This window comes from Pseudomonas sp. (assembly GCF_035277045.1).
Taxonomy (GTDB): Bacteria; Pseudomonadota; Gammaproteobacteria; order Pseudomonadales; family Pseudomonadaceae; genus Aquipseudomonas.
In genome coordinates this window covers 1-20,160 of the sequence record NZ_DATELE010000325.1, presented here as the reverse complement: position 1 = coordinate 20,160, position 20,160 = coordinate 1, and the positions used below count along the sequence as shown (strand labels likewise).

The 20,160-nt window shown below is 65.1% G+C and carries 22 protein-coding genes; 12 read left to right on the top strand and 10 right to left on the bottom strand.

The window, feature by feature from the left end:
- Positions 1 to 188: 188 nt before the first annotated feature.
- The 5 genes from rluB to VJS90_RS21370 form a co-directional block, all read right to left on the bottom strand.
- Complete coding sequence (rluB, locus tag VJS90_RS21390) at positions 189 to 1,277, bottom strand: 23S rRNA pseudouridine(2605) synthase RluB (protein WP_324123623.1); 1,089 nt, start codon at positions 1,275 to 1,277, stop codon at positions 189 to 191.
- A 188-nt stretch (positions 1,278 to 1,465) separates the two neighbouring features.
- Positions 1,466 to 2,236, bottom strand: a complete 771-nt coding sequence (gene scpB, locus VJS90_RS21385; RefSeq protein ID WP_324123622.1) for an SMC-Scp complex subunit ScpB — start codon at positions 2,234 to 2,236, stop codon at positions 1,466 to 1,468.
- Positions 2,237 to 2,259: 23 nt separating this feature from the next.
- Positions 2,260 to 2,958: a ScpA family protein gene (locus tag VJS90_RS21380; protein ID WP_324123659.1), complete on the bottom strand. Its 699-nt coding sequence runs from the start codon at positions 2,956 to 2,958 to the stop codon at positions 2,260 to 2,262.
- Positions 2,959 to 3,077: 119 nt separating this feature from the next.
- Positions 3,078 to 3,707 (bottom strand): L-threonylcarbamoyladenylate synthase, encoded by a 630-nt coding sequence (locus VJS90_RS21375; RefSeq protein WP_324123621.1) that lies wholly within the window; start codon positions 3,705 to 3,707, stop codon positions 3,078 to 3,080.
- Positions 3,708 to 3,720: 13 nt separating this feature from the next.
- Complete coding sequence (locus tag VJS90_RS21370) at positions 3,721 to 4,581, bottom strand: PHP domain-containing protein (protein WP_324123620.1); 861 nt, start codon at positions 4,579 to 4,581, stop codon at positions 3,721 to 3,723.
- A gap of 67 nt (positions 4,582 to 4,648) precedes the next feature.
- Between VJS90_RS21370 and VJS90_RS21365 the strand changes: the two genes are divergently transcribed.
- From VJS90_RS21365 to VJS90_RS21345, 5 genes are all read left to right on the top strand, one after another.
- A complete protein-coding gene (locus VJS90_RS21365) occupies positions 4,649 to 5,257 on the top strand; it encodes a septation protein A (RefSeq protein WP_324123619.1) in 609 nt (202 codons plus the stop codon).
- Between the two features lies 1 nt (position 5,258).
- Complete coding sequence (locus VJS90_RS21360) at positions 5,259 to 5,558, top strand: YciI family protein (RefSeq protein WP_324123618.1); 300 nt, start codon at positions 5,259 to 5,261, stop codon at positions 5,556 to 5,558.
- A gap of 61 nt (positions 5,559 to 5,619) precedes the next feature.
- A complete protein-coding gene (locus VJS90_RS21355; protein ID WP_324123617.1) occupies positions 5,620 to 6,297 on the top strand; it encodes a response regulator transcription factor in 678 nt (225 codons plus the stop codon).
- A gap of 166 nt (positions 6,298 to 6,463) precedes the next feature.
- Positions 6,464 to 6,880 carry a Spy/CpxP family protein refolding chaperone gene (locus VJS90_RS21350; protein WP_324123616.1) on the top strand — a complete coding sequence of 139 codons (417 nt, stop codon included), beginning with the start codon at positions 6,464 to 6,466 and terminating at the stop codon, positions 6,878 to 6,880.
- Positions 6,881 to 6,949: 69 nt separating this feature from the next.
- Entirely contained in the window at positions 6,950 to 8,278 is a 1,329-nt protein-coding gene (locus tag VJS90_RS21345) for a HAMP domain-containing sensor histidine kinase (protein ID WP_324123615.1), read from the top strand.
- A 183-nt stretch (positions 8,279 to 8,461) separates the two neighbouring features.
- On the opposite strand, the gene VJS90_RS21340 is transcribed toward VJS90_RS21345, so the two are convergent.
- Positions 8,462 to 9,025 carry an NAD(P)H nitroreductase gene (locus tag VJS90_RS21340; protein WP_324123614.1) on the bottom strand — a complete coding sequence of 188 codons (564 nt, stop codon included), beginning with the start codon at positions 9,023 to 9,025 and terminating at the stop codon, positions 8,462 to 8,464.
- Between the two features lie 172 nt (positions 9,026 to 9,197).
- Here VJS90_RS21340 and VJS90_RS21335 point away from each other — a divergent pair, with 172 nt between their 5' ends.
- Positions 9,198 to 10,652, top strand: a complete 1,455-nt coding sequence (locus tag VJS90_RS21335; protein ID WP_324123613.1) for a TrkH family potassium uptake protein — start codon at positions 9,198 to 9,200, stop codon at positions 10,650 to 10,652.
- On the opposite strand, the gene VJS90_RS21330 is transcribed toward VJS90_RS21335, so the two are convergent.
- A complete protein-coding gene (locus VJS90_RS21330; protein WP_324123612.1) occupies positions 10,609 to 11,682 on the bottom strand; it encodes an AraC family transcriptional regulator in 1,074 nt (357 codons plus the stop codon). The genes VJS90_RS21335 and VJS90_RS21330 overlap by 44 nt on opposite strands.
- 149 nt (positions 11,683 to 11,831) lie before the next feature.
- On the opposite strand from VJS90_RS21330, the gene VJS90_RS21325 reads away from it, so the two are divergent.
- The 3 genes from VJS90_RS21325 to VJS90_RS21315 all read left to right on the top strand — a co-directional run bounded on the left by VJS90_RS21325 (position 11,832) and on the right by VJS90_RS21315 (position 13,945).
- Positions 11,832 to 12,143, top strand: a complete 312-nt coding sequence (locus VJS90_RS21325; protein WP_324123611.1) for a DUF962 domain-containing protein — start codon at positions 11,832 to 11,834, stop codon at positions 12,141 to 12,143.
- 74 nt (positions 12,144 to 12,217) lie between these two features.
- On the top strand, positions 12,218 to 12,979 hold the full coding sequence (locus tag VJS90_RS21320; RefSeq protein ID WP_324123610.1) for an AraC family transcriptional regulator: 762 nt from the start codon (positions 12,218 to 12,220) through the stop codon (positions 12,977 to 12,979).
- A gap of 78 nt (positions 12,980 to 13,057) precedes the next feature.
- A complete protein-coding gene (locus tag VJS90_RS21315) occupies positions 13,058 to 13,945 on the top strand; it encodes a DMT family transporter (protein WP_324123609.1) in 888 nt (295 codons plus the stop codon).
- On the opposite strand, the gene VJS90_RS21310 is transcribed toward VJS90_RS21315, so the two are convergent.
- A complete protein-coding gene (locus tag VJS90_RS21310; RefSeq protein WP_324123608.1) occupies positions 13,942 to 14,223 on the bottom strand; it encodes a SelT/SelW/SelH family protein in 282 nt (93 codons plus the stop codon). The two genes, VJS90_RS21315 and VJS90_RS21310, sit on opposite strands and share 4 nt — an antisense overlap.
- A 68-nt stretch (positions 14,224 to 14,291) precedes the next feature.
- Here VJS90_RS21310 and VJS90_RS21305 point away from each other — a divergent pair, with 68 nt between their 5' ends.
- On the top strand, positions 14,292 to 16,478 hold the full coding sequence (locus VJS90_RS21305; RefSeq protein WP_324123607.1) for a patatin-like phospholipase family protein: 2,187 nt from the start codon (positions 14,292 to 14,294) through the stop codon (positions 16,476 to 16,478).
- Positions 16,479 to 16,494: 16 nt separating this feature from the next.
- Here the strand turns inward: VJS90_RS21305 and VJS90_RS21300 are convergent, their stop codons facing one another.
- Positions 16,495 to 16,932 carry a MarR family transcriptional regulator gene (locus VJS90_RS21300; protein WP_324123606.1) on the bottom strand — a complete coding sequence of 146 codons (438 nt, stop codon included), beginning with the start codon at positions 16,930 to 16,932 and terminating at the stop codon, positions 16,495 to 16,497.
- A 72-nt stretch (positions 16,933 to 17,004) separates the two neighbouring features.
- Positions 17,005 to 19,140: a DNA helicase RecQ gene (recQ, locus tag VJS90_RS21295; protein WP_324123605.1), complete on the bottom strand. Its 2,136-nt coding sequence runs from the start codon at positions 19,138 to 19,140 to the stop codon at positions 17,005 to 17,007.
- Between the two features lie 245 nt (positions 19,141 to 19,385).
- On the opposite strand from recQ, the gene VJS90_RS21290 reads away from it, so the two are divergent.
- Both VJS90_RS21290 and VJS90_RS21285 read left to right on the top strand, forming a co-directional pair.
- Positions 19,386 to 19,973: a YecA family protein gene (locus tag VJS90_RS21290; protein ID WP_324123604.1), complete on the top strand. Its 588-nt coding sequence runs from the start codon at positions 19,386 to 19,388 to the stop codon at positions 19,971 to 19,973.
- 9 nt (positions 19,974 to 19,982) lie between these two features.
- On the top strand, positions 19,983 to 20,160 hold a 178-nt coding region (locus VJS90_RS21285; protein WP_324123658.1), incomplete at its 3' end, for a YbaN family protein.

The following is a 20,160-nucleotide window of genomic DNA, read 5'->3' as shown; positions in this document are numbered from 1 at the left end:
GGGAGATTCGGAAGGCTTTATTTACAGGCAGGGAAAAAATCGCAGTCTTGGAACGGAAAAGCCAACATCGCGTAACGGAAAATTTACAGCGTGGTTCAGAAAGTTTACGCCCGTTTGTGTAGGCCTCTTCGCGGCGGTTCGCCGCGAAGAGGCCGGTAAATCCTTTCGGGATTTACCGGCTCGCTACATCAAGGACGTGGCTTGCCGCGGCCGCCGCTTGGCTGGCGACCACCACCCGCTGGCTTGCCAGCAGGTGCCGGCTTGCCGGGACGCTTCTTCATGTCAGCCGGACGCTCGGCCACCGCGCTGCCACGGTTGCCTTTGCGTGGAGCTTCTTCACGCGGCTGACGCGCAGGACGCTCACCGCCAGCACCTTCGGCCGCAGGACGCAGGCTGCGCACGCGCTCGTTACGCCCCATCGGGCGGGTCGACTTGCGCTGCAGGCGCTCGAGCTTGTCCTTGGACTTGAGGTTCAACGACGGCAGAGCCACCGGCTTGAGACCGACTTCAGCGGCAAGGATGTCGATCTCGCCCTGGCTCATTTCACGCCAGCGGCCCATCGGCAGGTCGGAGTTCAGGAACACCGGACCAAAACGCACGCGTTTCAGGCGGCTGACGACCAGCCCCTGGGATTCCCACAGGCGACGGACTTCGCGGTTGCGGCCTTCCATCACCACGCAGTGGTACCAGTGGTTGAAACCTTCACCGCCCGGGGCTTCCTGGATGTCGGTGAAGCGCGCCGGACCGTCTTCGAGCATCACGCCGTTTTTCAGGCGGGTGATCATGTCCTCGTCGACTTCACCGCGCACGCGCACGGCGTATTCGCGGTCCATCTCGTAGGAAGGGTGCATCAGGCGGTTGGCCAGTTCGCCGTCGGTGGTGAACATCAACAGACCGGTGGTGTTGATGTCGAGGCGGCCGATGTTGATCCAGCGGCCTTCCTTCGGGCGCGGCAGGCGATCGAACACGGTCTGGCGGCCCTCTGGGTCGTCACGGGTGCAGATCTCGCCATCGGGCTTGTTGTACATGATCACGCGGCGCACGGTTTCCGCGGCTTCTTCGCGCTTGATCAGCTTGCCATCGACGGCGATTGCGTCGTGCAGGTCGACGCGCTGGCCAAGGGTGGCGGCAACGCCATTGACCTTGATGCGGCCCTGGCTGATCCAGGCTTCCACGTCACGGCGCGAGCCCACGCCGATACGTGCGAGGACTTTCTGGAGCTTTTCGCCCGCTGGCGGCGGCAGGGTCTGGGGTTCTTGCAGGTCTTGATCGTTCATCTGGGCACCTCCCGGTGTAGGACTGTAGTCTGTTTCTGGCGACGGAAGCGCCAAAAGGCCGCGCATCATACGCTGAACGCAGAGCGCGCGCACGTGAGAGTAGCGGCTTCAGGCAGCCGCGCCGAAGCTTTGCGCCCAACGGTTATCCAGCGCGTAAATTCCGGCGCGACACGTGCCGGGAAAGACCCTCATTCGCGCGGCGATTCAGCCGTTGCGTCATCCCCTGCAAGCTCCTCACGCAAGTCCTCGAAATCGGTCTTGAGGCCTTCTTCCATGGCATCGAGCTCCACCAGCAGGGTACGGAAACTGGTTTCCTCCGCGGGCGCTTCCGGCTCGTCGCCTTCTTCGAGGCTGGCGTCGGCCAGGGCCTGCAAATGCGCGGGCACCGGGGCGTCCTCGTCATCGTCGTGCAAGGGCGCCGGCTCCAGGTCGCGCAGCTCGGCCAGCGCGGGCAGGTCTTCAAGGCTCTTGAGGTTGAAGTGATCAAGGAACGCCTTGGTCGTGGCGAACATCGCCGGCCGCCCGGGCACCTCGCGGTAGCCGACCACGCGGATCCACTCGCGCTCCATCAGCGTCTTGATGATGTTGCTGTTGACGGCGACACCGCGCACATCCTCGATCTCGCCACGGGTCACGGGCTGGCGATAGGCGATCAGGGCGATGGTCTCCAGCAGCGCGCGGGAATAACGTTGCGGGCGCTCCTCCCATAGCCTGCCGACCCAAGGCGCGTACGTCTCGCGGATCTGCAGGCGATAGCCGGTGGCGACCTCCTTGAGTTCGAAAGCACGGCCCGCGCAGGACTTGCCCAGCACCTCCAGGGCCTTTCTGAACACCTTGGGTTCAGGGCGCTCGGGCTCCTCGAAGAGTTCATACAGGCGCTCAAGCGATTGCGGCTTGCCCGACGCCAGCAGGAAGGCCTCGATCAGCGACGCCAGGTCGCGGGGTTCATTCAGGTTCATGAGTGTGTCGGTTACTCTCTGCGTCACTCTGCCCGGGCGCGGACATGGATCGGGGCGAAGGGCTCATTCTGCACCAGTTCGATCAGCGATTCCTTGACCAGTTCGAGAATCGCCATGAAGGTCACCACCACGCCAAGCTTGCCCTCCTCGGCCGTGAACAGCTCGGCGAAAGGCACGAAGCCGCCGCCTTTGAGGCGTTCGAGCACGTCGCTCATGCGCTCGCGGGTCGACAGCGTTTCGCGGCTGATCTGGTGGCTCTCGAACAGATCACCCCGGCGCATCACCTCGGCCATCGACATCAGGATCTCTTCCAGGCTGACCTGCGGATGCAGCTTGCGCACCTTGGAGTGCGGCGCCTCCAGGCGCGGCACCACGACATCGCGACCCACCCGGCTGAGCTGGTCGATGCCCTCGGCCGCGGCCTTGAAGCGCTCGTACTCCTGCAGCCGGCGGATCAGCTCGGCACGCGGGTCGCCCTCCTCCTCCTCGACCGTCACGGTGCGTGGCAACAGCATGCGCGACTTGATCTCGGCGAGCATGGCGGCCATGACCAGATATTCAGCCGCCAGCTCCAGGCGTACCGTCTTCATCAACTCGACATAGCCCATGTACTGGCGGGTGATTTCCGCCACCGGGATGTCGAGAATATCGATGTTCTGCTTGCGGATCAGGTACAGCAACAGGTCGAGCGGGCCCTCGAAGGCCTCGAGAAAGACCTCCAGGGCATCCGGCGGGATATACAGGTCGACCGGCAGCTCGGTGAACGCCTCGCCATACACCAGCGCCAGCGAAAGCTGCTGTGGGGCCTCGACAGGGGGCTCGACAGGTTGTTCCTGGATACTCACGCGTTGACCAGGAAAGGCGCAGGATCGCCGCAGCCGACCCTCACCACCTCTGGCTCGCCGTCGGCCAGGTTGATCACGGTGGACGCCTTCAGGTCACCAAAGCCGCCATCGATGATCAGGTCGACATGGTGCTCCAGACGCTGGCGGATTTCATAGGGATCGGTCATCGGCTCGTCATCCCCCGGCAGGATCAGGCTGACGCTCATCAGCGGCTCGCCCAGCTCGGCCAGCAGCGCCAGGAGGATCGGGTTCGAAGGCACGCGCAGTCCGATGGTGCGGCGCTTGTCGTGCATCAACAGGCGCGGCACCTCACGGGTGGCGTTGAGAATAAAGGTGTAGGGCCCCGGCACATGCGCTTTGAGCAGGCGAAAGTTGGCCGTGTCGATCTTGGCGAACAGGCCCATCTGCGACAGGTCGCAGCAAATCAGGGTGAAATTGTGGTTCTTGTCGAGCTGGCGCAGGCGCCGGACCCGTTCGATGGCGTTCTTGTCACCAATCTGGCAACCCATTGCGTAGGAGGAGTCTGTGGGATACACCACCACCCCGCCCTTGCGGATAATCTCCACGGCCTGTTTGATCAGGCGCGCCTGGGGGTTTTCCGCATGAATCTGGAAAAATTGGCTCACATTGTCATCCTGTTCAAAGCGCGGTGGGCTGCTCATGGCTGAATCGGCGCCACAGAGGTGGCAGGTCCTCGGGCAATGGCCGATAGGCACCGATCTCGCCCCAGGTGCCGGGGCCATGGAAGTCACTGCCAGCGCTTGCCAGCAGACCGAACTCACGGGTGAGGATGGACATCGTGCCCACCTGCTCGGCCGGCATCATTCCATTGACCACTTCCAGCGCCTGCCCGCCTGCTTGAATATAGTCGGCAATCAGCCGGCGGCGCTTGCTGCGAGTCAGATCGTAGTGCATCGGATGCGCCAGGCTCACCCAGGCCTTCGACTCGCGCAGGGTCGCGACAGTTTCCTCGAGGGTCGGCCAATGCAACTTGACGTCGCCCAGCTTGCCGGCGCCCAGCCACTTGCGGAACGCCTCGCCACGGTCCTTGACCAAGCCTGCGCGCACCAGGTATTCGGCGAAATGCGGCCGCGCCGGGGCGTTGCCACTGTCACCCAGCTCCATTTGCACGGCGCGTGCGCCGTCCAGGGTGCCGGGCATGCCCTTGAGCGCCAGCCGTCGGTCGATTTCTTCCGCGCGCAGCCAGCGTCCCCGGTGCAGGGACTCGATCGCCGCCAGCAGCGGGGGGGCATCGAGAGGGAAGTTGTAACCCAGTATGTGGATGGTCGAGCCGCCCCAGGTGCACGACAGCTCCACGCCGCTGACCCACTGCATGCCCCGCGCCTGGCAGGCCTGGCGGGCCTCGTCCAGCCCTTCAAGGGTATCGTGGTCGGTCAGGGCAAGCGTCTGCACGCCGTGCTCGTGGGCGCGCGCGACCAGTACCGAAGGCGACAGGGCGCCATCGGAGGCCGTGCTGTGACAGTGCAGATCAACATTCATGGAGGAGCGCTTTCGCCGGGATTGATGTTTGTTATTATGCCGTGACATCCCGAATCTGGCTGCCATTGTGAAACAATTCATCGATTTCATCCCGCTGCTGCTGTTCTTCCTGGTCTACAAGCTCGACCCGCGCGTGGTCGACCTTGCAGGCCATGATTTCGAACTGGGCGGCATCTACAGCGCGACCAAGGTGCTGATCATCGCCTCCGTGGTGGTCTACGGCGCGCTGTTCATCCGCCAGCGCAAGCTTGAGAAAGGCCAGTGGCTGACGCTCGTCGCCTGCCTGGTCTTCGGCGGGTTGACCCTGGCGTTCCACAGCGAAACCTTCCTGAAGTGGAAAGCGCCGGTGGTGAACTGGCTCTTCGCCCTGGCCTTCACCGCCAGCCATTTCATCGGCGACCGGGTGCTGATCAAGCGCATCATGGGCCACGCGCTGACCCTGCCGGAGCCCGTCTGGGCGCGCCTGAACCTGGCCTGGATCGTGTTTTTCCTGGTCTGCGGCGCCGCCAACCTGTTCGTGGCCTTCACCTTCGAGGAATTCTGGGTGGACTTCAAAGTATTCGGCAGTCTGGGCATGACCGTGATATTCCTGGTGGCCCAGGGCGTCTACCTGTCGCGGCACCTGCATGACGGCGACGCGGCAACCCCGCCCTCCATTTCGAAGACCGAGGATTGACATGCTCTACGCAATCATTGCCAGCGATGTAGCCGATTCCCTGGAGAAACGCCTGGCGGCGCGCCCGGCGCACATCGAGCGCCTGCAGCAGCTCAAGGCCGAGGGCCGCGTGGTTCTCGCCGGCCCGCATCCCGCCATCGACAGCAACGACCCGGGCGCTGCCGGTTTCAGCGGCAGCCTGATCGTCGCCGAGTTCGACTCGCTGACCGCCGCCCAGGCCTGGGCCGATGCCGACCCGTACATCGCCGCGGGCGTGTACGACAAGGTCGTGGTCAAGCCGTTCAAGCAAGTCCTGCCCTGAGCTACCCCTGGCGGCACGCCTGCGTGCCGCACCGCTCATCAATGGTTTAATCGAGTGAGTCATGAGCGAGCTGTTACTGATTGACGATGACCAGGAACTCTGCGAGCTGCTAGGCAGCTGGCTGGCCCAGGAGGGCTTTGTAGTGCGCGCGTGCCACGATGGCCAGAGCGCGCGTCAGGCCCTGGCCACCCAGGCGCCGGCAGCCGTGGTGCTGGACGTGATGCTGCCCGATGGCAGCGGCCTTGAGCTGCTCAAGCAGTTGCGCAGCGAGCATGCCGAGCTGCCTGTGCTGATGCTGTCGGCACGCGGCGAGCCACTGGACCGTATTCTGGGCCTGGAGCTGGGCGCCGACGATTACCTGGCCAAGCCCTGTGATCCACGCGAGCTGACGGCACGCCTGCGCGCGGTGCTGCGGCGCAGCCACCCGACGGCGGCCACCACGCAAATGGAAATCGGCGACCTGACGTTCAGCCCGGCGCGGGGTGTGGCCAGCATCGAGGAGCGCGAGCTGAGCCTCACCCTGTCCGAGAGCCGCATTCTCGAAGCGCTGCTGCGCCAGCCTGGCGACCCGCTGGACAAGCAGGAACTGGCGCAGATCGCCCTCGGGCGAAAGCTGACGCTGTATGACCGCAGCCTGGACATGCACGTCAGCAACCTGCGCAAGAAGATCGGCCCGCACCCGGATGGCCGGCCACGCATCGTGGCGCTGCGCAGCCGGGGGTACTACTACAGCCTTTGAGTGTGCCGTGCGGCCATCGCCCCTGCGGGAGCAAGCCTGCCCGCGATAGCCGCACCGCAACCCCACTATCTTTACCCTGCCTTTACCCTCGCCTGACCGCCCTTGACCTTGATCTCCCTAAACTGGGCACATCCGGCAACGACCGGTCCATGACAGGAGAAACACCATGCGCAAGACCCTTATCGCCCTGATGTTCGCCGCTGCCCTGCCAACCGTCGCCATGGCCATGCCAGAAGGTGGCCCACGCCACGACGGCCCGCACCACCGCGGTGGCGCACCCTTCGCCCAGCTGGACCTGAGCCGCGAGCAGCGCCAGCAGGTCGACAAGCTGATGGGCGAGCAGATGAAAGCCCAGCGCGACATCACCAAGCGCTACCTGGAAAAGCTGCCCGCCGCCGACCAGAAAGCCATGAAGGACGAGATCAAGGCGCGCCACGACAAGACTCATAGCGAAATCCGCGGCGTGCTCAAGCCAGAACAGCAGAAGCAGTTCGACGAGATGGAAAAGAAACGCGCCGAGCGCCAGGCTGAATGGAAAGAGTTCCAGGCCTGGAAAGCTGCAAAGGCCGGCAAGGCCCAGTAAGCTGTCCCACCGCTGCCCGCCCGGCCTGCTACCCGCAGGCCGGGCTTTTCCTGTCTGGAGGTAACTGCCTTGCGTTCACTGTTCTGGCGCATCCTGGCCAGCTTCTGGCTGGCCATCGCCCTGGTCGCCGGGTTGTCGATCCTGCTTGGCCACATGCTCAACCAGGACGCCTGGATTCTTAGCCGCCATCCTGGGCTCAACACCTTGGCCAGCCGCTGGACCCAACACTACGAACAGCAGGGCATCGAATCGGCCCAGCACTTTCTCGAACGGCGCCGGCAGCGCTTCAAGATCGACGTGCAGGTACTCAACGACAGCGGCGAGGCCGTGGTCCCCGGTACCTTCCCACGTCGCGCCGCAGCGTTCGAGGCGCGCCAGCACAATGACCGCAGCCTGCCCTGGCGGCGCCTGACCGAGGAATACACCAGCCCCACGAGCGGCGAAACCTATCTGCTGATCTACCGGATTCCGCACCCGGAACTGGACGCATGGCACCGTGAGAGCCTGCTATGGCCGCTGAGCGCGCTGGGCATCGCGCTGGTGGTCCTGACCCTCTTCAGTCTGCTGGTGACGCTGTCCATCACCCGTCCGCTGAGCCGCCTGCGCAGCGCCGTCCATGACCTGGGCCAGACCACCTACCAGCAGAACAGCCTGGCACGACTGGCCGGGCGGCGTGACGAGTTCGGCGTGCTGGCCAATGATTTCAACCGCATGGGCGCCCGCCTGCAGAGCCTGATCGGCAGCCAGCGCCAGCTACTGCGCGATGTGTCCCACGAACTGCGCTCGCCGCTCGCGCGGCTGCGCATTGCCTTGGCCCTGGCGGAGCGCGCCGAGCCGGAGCAGCGCCAGGCGTTGTGGCCGCGCCTGACCCGCGAATGCGATCGCCTTGAAGACCTGATCAGCGAAATTCTGGCCCTGGCCCGGGTCGACGCCGAACAATCCCATGCCGAGACCGTCGATCTCAACGCCCTGCTGGGCAGCGTGCGCAAGGACGCGCTGCTCAGCGCGCCGGAGCAGGATATCCGCCTCGAAGCCACGCCCGGCCTGACCCTGCAGGGCTGGCCGACATTGCTCGAGCGGGCCGTGGACAACCTGCTGCGCAATGCCTTGCGGTTCAATCCGCCGGGGCAGGCGATCGAGCTGAGTGCGGGCGTGGATCTTGAACGCGTGGTGATCAGCGTGCGCGATCACGGGCCAGGCGCGGCCGCAGAGCATCTGGAGAAACTGGGCGAGCCATTTTTCCGCGCGCCCGGGCAGGCGGCCGCCGGGCATGGTTTGGGACTGGCCATCGCACGGCGAGCGGCGGAGCGGCATGGCGGGAGCCTGGTGCTGGAGAACCATCCCCAGGGAGGGTTTGTGGCAAGGCTCGAGTTGCCGTTGGTGGGGATGGTGGTCTGACGGACTGGGCTGGGGGGATTTCTGAGTGCGGATCACGCCCTTGGGGGAGCAACTGTCTTTGTTCCCTGCCAGCATCGCACAACGCATTAGTGATGTGCCCCGGCGAGGGCTACGCCCTCGCCGGGGCACAGGATTACGAGGTTATGCGATGCCGGCAGGGTACAGAGACAGTTCCCACAGGCATCAGTCAGCCCCGCCCCACCCGGCGACGAAGTCAGCGGTTTCCAGCACCGGCGCCGTACGCGGTTCGTTCTGCGGCGTGCCAACGTACAGGTAACCCAGCAGCTCCTCATTCTCGGCCAGGCCCAGACCTTCGAGCACATGAGCGTCATGCGCCATGTCGCCGGTCCGCCAGACCGCGCCGATGCCCTGGGCATGCGCGGCGATGAGAATGCCATGGGCGGCGCATCCGGCCGCCAGGCGCTGCTCGTCCTTGGGCACCTTGTAATGATCCTGCAGGCGAGCGATCACCACGATCAGCAAGGGCGCCCGCAGCGGCATGGCGCGGGCCTTGTCCAGCGCGCCCTGGCTGGCGCCGCCCTTGCGCTCCACCGCTTCGGCGAACAGCTCACCGAGCTTCTCGCGCCCCTCGCCCTCGATGGTGAGAAAACGCCAGGGACGAAGCTGACCGTGGTCCGGCGCCCGTAACGCCGCCTGGAACAGGGCTTCACGCTGGGCGGCGTTGGGCGCGGGTTCGGTCAGGCGTGCAACGGATACGCGGTTGAGCAATGCATCGAGAGCCTCCATCGGCTACCCCCAGGCAAGTAAATGTGCGGCTATTCTCAGGCTCTGAGCCGCAAGCTTCAAGCAGCGAGCAGCAAGACCACCAGGCGCGCCTCGGCCAATCTCGCTTGCAGCTTGCAGCCTGAAGCCCCGCGAGTAGAATGGCGCCCTTCCGTTTCGAGTCAGAGCAGATCACATGGCGTTGCCGACCTTAAGGATCCTGGGTTTCATCATAGGGATCTTCCTGATCACCCTGGCGGTGAGCATGGTCGTGCCCATGGCGACCCTGATGATCTTCGAGCGCACGGGGGACCTGCCGTCATTCCTCTGGTCCAGCCTCATCACCTTCCTCGCCGGCCTGGCGATGATCATCCCGGGGCGCCCAGAGCACGTGCACCTGCGCCCGCGTGACATGTACCTGCTGACGGTGTGCAGCTGGGTGGTGGTGTGCGTGTTCGCCGCGCTGCCCTTCCTGCTCACCCAGCACATCAGCTACACCAATGCCTTCTTCGAGAGCATGTCAGGCATCACCGCCACCGGGGCCACCGTGCTCAGCGGCCTGGACACCATGTCGCCGGGCATCCTGATGTGGCGCTCGATGCTGCACTGGCTCGGCGGGATCGGCTTCATCGCGATGGCGGTGGCGATCCTGCCACTGCTGCGCATCGGTGGCATGCGCCTGTTCCAGACCGAATCCTCGGACCGCTCCGAAAAGGTCATGCCGCGCTCGCACATGGTCGCCAAGTCGATCGTGCTGGTGTACATCGGTTTTACCGTGCTGGGCAGTCTGGCGTTCTGGTGGGCGGGCATGAGCCTGTTCGATGCGATCAACCACGCCATGTCAGCGATTTCCACGGGCGGGTTCTCCACGTCCGACCAGTCACTGGCCAAATGGGACGCTCCGGCGGTCCATTGGGTGGCGGTGGTGGTCATGATCCTGGGCAGCGTGCCCTTCACCCTGTATGTGTCGACCCTGCGCGGCAATCGCGGCGCGCTGATCAGGGACCAGCAGGTGCAGGGCCTGCTCGGGCTGCTGGTGGCGACGTGGATCGTGCTCGGGACCTGGTACTGGGCGACCACCGACCTGCCCTGGTTCGACGCCCTGCGCCATGTCGCGCTGAACGTGACCTCGGTGGTCACCACCACGGGCTTCGCGCTCGGAGACTACAGCCTGTGGGGCAACTTCTCGCTGATGCTGTTCTTCTACCTGGGCTTCATCGGCGGCTGTTCCGGATCGACCGCGGGCGGGATCAAGATCTTCCGTTTCCAGGTCGCCTACATCCTGCTCAAGGCCAACCTCAACCAGCTGATCCACCCACGGGCGGTGATCAAGCAGAAGTACAACGGTCACCGCCTCGACGAAGAAATCGTGCGCTCGATCCTGACGTTCTCTTTCTTCTTTGCCTTCACCATCTGCATCATCGCCCTGCTGCTGTCGCTGCTCGGGGTCGACTGGATGACCGCCCTGACAGGCGCGGCGGCCACGGTGTCCGGTGTAGGCCCTGGCCTGGGCGAGGTGATCGGGCCGGCCGGCAACTTCTCCACCCTGCCCGATGCCGCCAAGTGGATCCTCGCGGGCGGCATGTTGCTCGGCCGCCTGGAGATCATCACGGTCCTGGTGCTGTGCATGCCTGCGTTCTGGCGTCACTGACAGGCTCGCTGGCCTCTTCGCTGGCGCCGCCCAGGCGCGCCCGGTATTCGCTTGGGGTGACATCGAACCAGCGCCGGAACGCCCGGTAGAAGTTGCTGGGGTCGGCGAACCCGAGCAGGTAGGCGGTTTCAAGCAGGGTCATGCCCGGCTGCGCCAGGTACTGCTCGGCCAGTTCCCGGCGGGTGTCATCGAGCAGGGTCTGGAAACTGGTGCCCTCCTCCTGCAGCCGCCGTTGCAGGGTGCGCTGGGACAGGTGCAATGCTTTGGCAATCGTGTCGCGCTTGGGCTCGCCCAGCGGCAGGATCCGGCACAACACCTGCCGCGCGCGATGCGTCACCCGGCTTTCCGAAAAGCGCGCCAGGTACTCGCCGGCGAAACGATCATGCAGGGTCGCCATGGCTTCGTTGGCCGTCGGCAGCGGCGCCTCCATGTCGGCCCTCTCCAGCACCAGCGCGTCATGGGGCGCGCCAAACTCCAACGGTGAGTGAAACGCCGCCTTGTAGGGCTCCATGTCCTTGGGTTGCGGTCCCTGGATCAACACCCGCCGCGGCTGGATCGACCGCCCGCTGAGCCAGCTGCACAACGCCAGCGCACAGGCCAGCGACGCCTCGGCGCTGTGCCGGGTGGGCGGCAGGTGATCGCCGTGGACGGTCAGCACCAGGGCGTAGCCATCCGGCTCCAGGCGAAAGCTCAGGTCGGAGCTCTCGGCGATGATGCGCTGGTAGCGCACCAGCCGCTGGAACCCTTCGGCCAGGGTACGGCTGGACATCAGCGCATAACCCACCACGTGGAACGAGGCCGGCCGCACCACCCGGGCCATGTTCAGGCCGATGGCAGGGTTGCCGGACAGCTCCACGGCCAGCTGCCAGAGCCGGGTCATGGAATCCTGGGGGAAACGTGCGTCGGGGTCGTCGAGCGCGGCAAAGTCCAGCCCGAGTTGCCTGAACATGGCACGGCAGTCGAGCCCCTCGAGCTCGAGCGCTTTTACGATCCCTGATGCCCAGCTTGCTGACGTGGTTCTTTCGCTCATGACAGGCTTCTTGTGCTTCCTGCGGTGAATCCAAAGGATACTCAAATGGCGCTTATTGTCACTGGCCTGGCCAGTTAGTCACTCTAGACTCGAATCAGGCTCCACGCCGTGTATCCTCATCAATGACCAGCGCTTCGGGAAGCACCGCCATGAACCGCACCGCGCAATACCGCAGTTTCGCCGAGTTCTACCCCTATTACCTTGGCGAGCATAGCAACCCTACCTGTCGGCGCCTGCATTTCGTTGGCACCAGCCTGGTCATCGCCGTGCTTGCCTACAGCATAGCCAGCGCCAGCTGGTCGCTGCTGCTGGCGCTGCCGGTGTTCGGCTACGGCTTCGCCTGGGTTGGCCACTTCTGTTTCGAAAAGAACAGACCGGCCACCTTCACCCATCCCTTTTACAGCCTGATCGGCGACTTCGCGATGTTTCGCGATATCCTGCGGGGCAAGGTCAGCCTTTGATCCCCCCGGCGGGAAGGCGTTACCCACAGGCAATCCGTCGCGCTAGACTACAGGCCTGCCCGTGAGGAAGCTGCATGACGACCGCCCCGTTCTTCTCCCTGCGTCACTATCGCGAAGAGGTGATCGCCCATAGTCATGAACACGCGCAACTGGTGTTCGGCCTGCGCGGTTGCCTGGAGTTAGAGGTGGACGGGCGCGGCACGCGGGTCGACCGGCAAGACCTGATGGTGGTGCCGGCCGGCGCTCATCACACGTGCGGCAGCACTGCCGGCAGCCATTGCCTGGTGCTCGACATCCCGGACATGCCTTGGCTGAGCAAACAGCTAGGCGAGCACGCCGAGGCCAGTGAGCGTCTTGTCGATCGCGCCAGGAGACTGAGCCTGGACCATCGCCAGCAGCAATTGGTGGACTGGCTGGCGGCAAGCCCGGTAAGCGATTCACTGATCGCGCGCCAGGGGGCTGTCCTGCTTCTGGCAAGCCTTGATGCCGCGGCAGTTGCATCCTCGCCCGGGCGCCTGCCTTATGCCGCGTTCGACGCTCATATCGACAGGCATGCCGCCTACCCGCTGCAGGTCGCCGACCTGGCTCGCCTGGCGGGTTTGTCCTGCGCGCGCCTGCATGCGCGGTTCGCCAGCGAGTGCAATACCACGCCGATGGACTACATCCGCGAGCGTCGCCTGCGGCTGGCTCGCGACCTGCTCAAGGACACCCGTCTAGCCATTGGCGAGATCGCCAGCCGCGTGGGTTATAGCTCCCAGAGCGCCTTCTCGGCCGCCATGCTGCGAGTCTATGGCCGGTCTCCTCTCACGCTGCGGCGCGAGTCCGGCGACAACTGACGCAAGGATCGCGACAGACAGGGGGCAACTGCCAGCCCTACACTGGCCAGGCACTCCTAGCTGTCCACAAGGATCACCATGAATCACCGTACCGCTCTCGGCGCCCTGCACATCGGCGCGCTGTTCTTTGGCCTGACTGGCGTTTTTGGCAAGCTGGCCAGCGCGGGGCCGTCGGTCATCGTGTTTGGCCGTGCCGCCTTCGCGGTGCTCGCGCTGGGCCTGTTCGTCGGAGTCGCCCGCCAGTCCTGGGGTGCGCTGCGGGGCGCGGACGTGGGTCGGCTGGTACTGGGTGGCGTGCTCTTGGCGGGGCACTGGGTGAGCTTCTTCATCGCGGTCAAGGTGGGCGGAGTTGCGATCGCGACGCTGGGCTTTGCCAGCTTTCCGGCTTTCACGGTGATCCTTGAAGGGGTGTTGTTCCGCGAGCGCATCCGCCGCAACGAGGCCTTGCTGGTGGTGCTGGTGAGTGTGGGCCTGGTGCTGGTCACTCCAGCCTTTGACCTGGCCAGCGAGGCCACGGCTGGCCTGCTCTGGGCGCTGTTGTCCGGCTTGCTGTTCGCCTTGCTGTCGCTGGCCAACCGCGCAGGCTCCGGGCGGATTCGCGCCGTACAGGCAGCGCTGTGCCAGAACGCGGTGGTCGCCGGGTGCATGTTGCCGCTGGCAGGCCCCGCCCTGCCCAGCGTGCCGGCCATGGACTGGCTGTGGATCGGCTTGCTTGGCGTGTTCTGCACAGGCGTCGCCCACAGCCTGTTTGTCGCCAGCCTGGCGGTGATCAAGGCGCGTACCGCGGCGGTGGTGTTCGCCATGGAGCCGATCTACGGCATCGCCATGGCGTGGCTGATCTTCGCCGAAACCCCAACCCCGCGCATGCTGATTGGCGGCGCGCTGATCATCTTCGCCATCGTGATCTCCAGCCGCATGGCCGCGAGTCATGCCAGCAATGCCAAGGTCCTGGCCGAGGACACTTAACGGTCGTTGTGCCCCAGGTCGCGCTGCGGGTCGATCTGGTCGCGCACACGCTGTTTGAGCACCTTGGCCTCGGGAAAGCCGCCATCGGCCTTGCGCTCCCAGATCTGCACGCCATCACAGGTGATATGGAACGCCCCGCCGGTGGCAGGCTCCAGCGCCACCCGGGCGAGATCGTCGGCAAAGGTACTGAGCAACTCCTGCGCCAGCCAGGCGGCGCGCAGCAACCATTGGCACTGAGTGCAATACATGATGACGATTTCAGGCTTGGTCTGACTCATGGGAAACGTCCTACATAAGGTGGGCGCGCTTATACTAGCCGTCTTTGCCCATTGCTCCGAGACTGCTGATGCGCCGCCTGCTGTTCTGTCTGTTGCTGTCGATCTGTTGTGGCCCACTGCTGGCCGCCGAGCAGGCCCGCCCCAAGGTGGGCCTGGTGCTTTCTGGGGGGGCCGCGCGCGGCCTGGCGCATATCGGCGTGCTCAAGGCCCTGGAAGAACAGGGCGTGCGCATCGACGCCATCGCTGGCACCAGCATGGGTGCGGTGGTGGGCGGCCTGTATGCCTCGGGCTATAAGGTGGAGGAGCTGGAAAAGCTGGCGCTGGGCATCGACTGGCAACAGGCACTCTCGGATGCTCCGCCGCGCCGCGACGTGCCGTTTCGACGCAAACAGGATGACCGCGATTTTCTGGTCAAGCAGAAGCTGAGCTTTCGCGACGATGGCAGCCTTGGGCTACCGCTGGGGGTGATCCAGGGCCAGAACCTAGCCCTGCTGCTGGAAAGCAAGCTGGCCCACACCGCCGACACCCGCGACTTCGATCAGTTGCCGATCCCGTTTCGCGCCGTGGCCACCGACATCGCCAGCGGCGAGAAGGTGGTGTTTCGCCGTGGCCACCTGCCCCAGGTGATCCGCGCCAGCATGTCGATCCCGGCGGTGTTCGCCCCGGTCGAGCTGGACGGGCGCCTGCTGGTCGACGGCGGCATGGTCGACAACATCCCGCTGGACGTGGTGCGCGGGATGGGCGTGGACGTGGCCATCGTCGTGGACATCGGTACGCCGCTGCGCAACCGCAAGCAACTGGCGACCGTGGTCGATGTGCTCAACCAGTCGATCACGCTCATGACCCGGCGCAACTCCGAAGAGCAGCTGGCCGCCGTGCGCAGCGACGACGTGCTCATCCAGCCCCCGCTCGCACGCTACGGCTCGACCGACTTCGGCAGCGCGCGGGAGATGATTGAGGCAGGCTACCGGGCTACTCGCCTTCTTGATACGCGCCTCGCCGCCTTGCGCCAGCCGGAGGGCGACAGCGACCTGGCGGTGGCCCGCTCGCCGCGCCAGCGCACGCCCGTGATCACCGCGATCAGGATCGAAAACGACTCGAAGGTGAGCGACGAGGTAATCCGCTACTACATCCGCCAGCCGGTGGGCGAGCCGCTGGCGCTCGAGCGCCTGCAGACCGACATGGGCACCTTGTACGGGCTGGACTATTTCGACCGGGTGCAATACCGCGTGGTGCACAAGGGCGATGACCACACCCTGGTCATCAATGCCCGTGGCAAGCGCGGCGGCACCGACTACCTGCGCCTGGGGCTGAACCTGTCCGATGACATGCGTGGCGACAGCGCCTTCAACCTCGGCGCCAGCTACCGGGTCAACGGCATCAACCGGCTCGGCGCCGAATGGCTGACCCGCGCGCAGATCGGCGACCAGCAAGAGCTCTACAGCGAGTTCTACCAGCCGCTGGACACCGGCTCGCGCTATTTCATCGCGCCCTATCTGGACCTGGGCTCGCAGAACATCGAAGCCACGCTGGACAACGACCCGGTGGCCGAGTACCGGCTGGAGCGCTACGGGTTCGGGCTCAACCTGGGACGGCAGATCGGTACCTACGGTGAGGTACGCGTGGGTATAGGCAAGGCGTGGGGCGAGGCCAATGTGCGCATTGGCGCCCAGGACCTGCCCAAGGTCAGCTTCAATGAAGGGTTCTATGACCTGAAGTATTCGTTCGACACGCTGGACAACGTCTACTTCCCGCACAGTGGGGAAGACATCAGCCTGACCTTGCGCCAGTACGATGAGGCGCTGGACTCGGATCAGCGTTACCGGCAGTGGGAATTCAACCTGGACAAGGCCGTCAGCAGTGGCGCCGACACCTGGGTGCTGGGCGGGCGATATGGCCGCACGCTGGACGAGGCGCCGGTGGTCACCTCAAGCTTCGTGATGGGCGGCGCCCGGCAATTGTCGGGCTTTCGCCAGGACTCGGTGTCGGGACAGAACGTCAGCCTGTTGCGGATGGTGTACTACCGCCGGCTCACCCCAAGGGCCTACCTGCCCTTGGATTTCCCGCTGTACCTGGGGGGCTCGCTGGAACGCGGACGCGCCTGGAACAACGACAACGAGTTCGACAGTGGGTATATCAACGCCGCGAGTATTTTCCTGGGCATCGAGACACCGCTGGGGCCCTTGAACCTGAGTTACGGGGCCAACAGCGAGAACCAGAAGGCGCTGTACCTGAATCTGGGGCATACGTTCTAGCAGCCCCGGCGGACCGTCAGGACTTCTCGAGATTACCCAGAATCTTGGCGTGCACCCGCATGCAGACTTCAAGATCAGCCTCGTCGACGCCCATGAACAGTTCCTGGCGCAGCTGGTTGGCAATGGTCTCGATCTGGTCGATCAGCGGCTTGGCCGGGGGACACAGCAGGATCTTCTTCGCCCGCCGATCCTCCACCACCGCCTGGCGCCGGACCAGACCCTGGGCTTCGAGACTGTCGAGCAGCCGCGCCAGGGTCGGGCCTTCGACGCCAACACTCTGGGCAAGCTCGCGCTGGGTCGGCGCGTCCTGGAAACGGGCCAGGTGCAGCAGCACCAGCCAGCGTGCCTGGGACAGGTTGAGGCCGGCCAGGCGGCGGTCAAGCTCGGCGCGCCAGCCGCGGGACATCTGCGCCAGCTGCATGCCGAAGCGGTGTTGGTTGTCGGTAAGGGGCATAAGCAACTCAATCAACGAAACTAATTATTAGTCAGCTAATCATGCCCCGGGCCATCAGGCAAGGCTTGCCGATCAAAGTTCGAACTCCGCGGCCAAGGCCGCGCGCACGCAATACAGCACCCCTTCGGGGACGCGTTTGCTGAATTGCTCGGCAATCGCCGAAACCGGCGGCAACTCGCCCTCCCCATCCAGGAAAGCGTCCTGGATTTCCGACAGCAGGTCTTCGGGCAGGTCCAGTGCCTGGTCCAGGCTCAGTTCCTGGCGGCCGAGGGACTCGGCCAGCAGGCTGTAGACGTTCTTCTCGCTGCAGTTGAGCTGGCCGGCGATCTGCGCCGGGGTCATGCCGGCGCGGGCCAGGCTGATGAGCTCGTGGCGCAGGTCGACCACCACCTTGGGCGTGTCGCCGCCACCGCCCAGCACTTCGAGGAAGGCCTGGCCGTAGCGCTCCAGCTTGCGCGCGCCCACGCCGCTGACCCGGCCCATCTCGCTGAGGCTGGTCGGCTGGCTGCGCAGCATTTCGAGCAGGGTCGAGTCGGGGAAGATGACATAGGGTGGCACGCTGTGCTCCTCGGCCAGCTTGCGACGCAGGGCCCGCAGGGCTTCCCACTGCTCGCGCTCCTCGCCCCGCACCAGCTGGCTGGCAGGACTGCCGCCGGACGAGCCGGTCTTGGCCGAGGTCTGCGGCTTGAGGTCGCGACGCAGCTGCAGGTTCACCTCGCCGCGCAGCAGTGGCCGGCAGCTGTCGGAAAGCCTCAGGCCGCCATAGCCCTCCAGGTCGATGTCCACCAGCCCGCGCGCCACCAGCTGGCGGAACAGCGAGCGCCATTCGTTTTCGGCCATGGCCTTGCCGACGCCGAACACCGCCAGCTTCTCGTGGCCAAAATTGCGCACCTTTTCGGTATCGCGGCCCATCAGCACATCCACCAGGTGACCGACACCATAGCGCTGGCCGGTGCGGAACACCGCGGACAGGCCCTGGCGCGCCGGCTCGGTGGCATCCCAGGTCTGCACCTGGTCGACGCAGTTGTCGCAATGCCCGCAAGGCTGCTCGAGGATCTCGTCGAAGTAGGCCAGCAGCGCCTGGCGGCGGCAGCGGGTTTCCTCGCACAGGGCCAGCATGGCGTCGAGCTTGTGCTGCTCGACCCGCTTGTGCCGCTCGTCGCCCTCGGAGTTCTGCAGCATCTGCTTGAGCATCACCATGTCTTGCAGGCCGTAGGCCATCCAGGCGTCGGCGGGCAGGCCGTCACGGCCGGCACGGCCGGTTTCCTGGTAGTAGGCTTCCAGCGACTTGGGCAGATCGAGGTGGGCGACGAAACGCACGTTTGGCTTGTCGATGCCCATGCCGAAGGCGATCGTGGCCACCATGATCAGGCCTTCCTCGTTGAGGAAGCGCCGCTGGTTCGCCGCGCGCGTCTCGGCTGGCAGGCCCGCGTGATAGGGCAACGCGGGGAAACCCTGGTCGCAGAGGAAGCTGGCGGTCTCGTCGACCTTCTTGCGCGACAGGCAGTAGACGATGCCCGCGTTGCCCCGGCGCTCGCCGAGAAACGCCAGCAACTGCTTGCGGGGCTGCTCCTTGGGCACGATGCGATAGAAGATATTGGGCCGGTCGAAGCTCGAGAGGAACCGCTCGGCGCCTTGCAGGTGCAGGCGGCTGACGATCTCCTCGCGGGTACGCATGTCGGCCGTGGCGGTCAGGGCGATGCGCGGCACATGCGGGAACAGCTCGGCGAGCTGGCCCAGTTGCAGGTACTCGGGACGGAAGTCGTGCCCCCATTGCGATACGCAGTGCGCCTCGTCGATGGCGAACAGGGCGATGTCGAGGTTGCGCAGGAACTCCAGCATGCGCGGCTGCACCAGGCGCTCGGGGGCCAGGTAGAGCATCTTTATCTCGCCACGGCGCAGGCGGTCGGCCAGCTCGCGCTGCTGGTCGCTGTTGAGCGTCGAATTGAGGGAAGCCGCGGCCACGCCCAGTTCATCGAGGGTGGCCACCTGGTCGTCCATCAGCGCGATCAGCGGCGACACCACCACCGTCAGGCCCGGGCGCAGCAGGCCTGGGACCTGGAAGCAGAGCGACTTGCCGCCGCCGGTGGGCATCAGCACCAGGGCATCGCCGCCATTGGCCACGCATTCGATGATCGCCCCCTGGCGCCCACGGAAACTGTCGTAACCGAAGACATCCTTGAGAACGCGCTGAGCCTGTTCGAGCATAGAAACTCCAAAAAATCGCCGTGCCATCCTGAACACAGGCTGGACGAAAAACCGCTCTGGCGCCCTGACAAATGCGTAAGCGGTTTTTACCGGGGCCCTGGGCAAGGCTGCCCCTGGATGAAAATCGCGAAGTATACCCCACCCAGGCCTGGCGCAGGACGCTTGGCGATAGGCGTCTTCTTTGCATCGAACCGGCTGCAAGGTGCTAGAATTCACTATCGTTTATTCCCCAAGGTAGCCCTGTAATGTCCTTCGCCGAGCAATTGACCCGCCTGCAAGCCTTCCTCGACGCCGATGAGCTGCACGAAGAAGCGCTGGACTACGTTGCCGCCCACGGCTACCTGACCGCGCTGTCGATCTGTTCCGAAGACGTTCCGGAACGCGAATGGATCGACGCCCTCTTCGCCGAAGAGCCCCATTACAAGGACGAGGCCGAGCGCCAGGAGATCGAATCGACCCTGATCGCCCTCAAGGCCCACATCGCCCGCCAGCTGGCCAGCGACGAGGAATTCGAGCTGCCCTGCGACCTCGACCTGGGCGAGGAAGCCGACGACTCCGACCTGCGCGGCTGGTGCATCGGCTTCATGGAAGGCGTCTTCCTGCGTGAGGAAGCCTGGTTCGAGAACGCCGAGGAAGAAGTCAGCGAAATGCTGCTGCCGATCATGGTCGGCTCGGGCCTGTTCGACGAACAGCCCGAGTTCGCCGATATCGCCAGCAACGCCAACCTGCAGGACGACATGATCGTGCAGATCCCCGAGGCACTGACCGCCTTGTACCTGCTGCTGCATGCGCCGGACGAAAAGCCAGCACTGCTCAAGCCACGCCACCACTGAGTGTCGCCGGTGCGCTACCTGCTGCTGGCCGCCGGCTGGCTCAGCGTTGCGCTGGGGGTGATCGGGATCTTCCTTCCGGTGCTGCCGACCACCCCGTTCCTGCTGCTGGCTGCCGCCTGCTTTGCCCGCAGCTCCCCGCGTTTTCACCACTGGCTGGTCACCCATCCCCGGTTGGGGCCGTGGATCC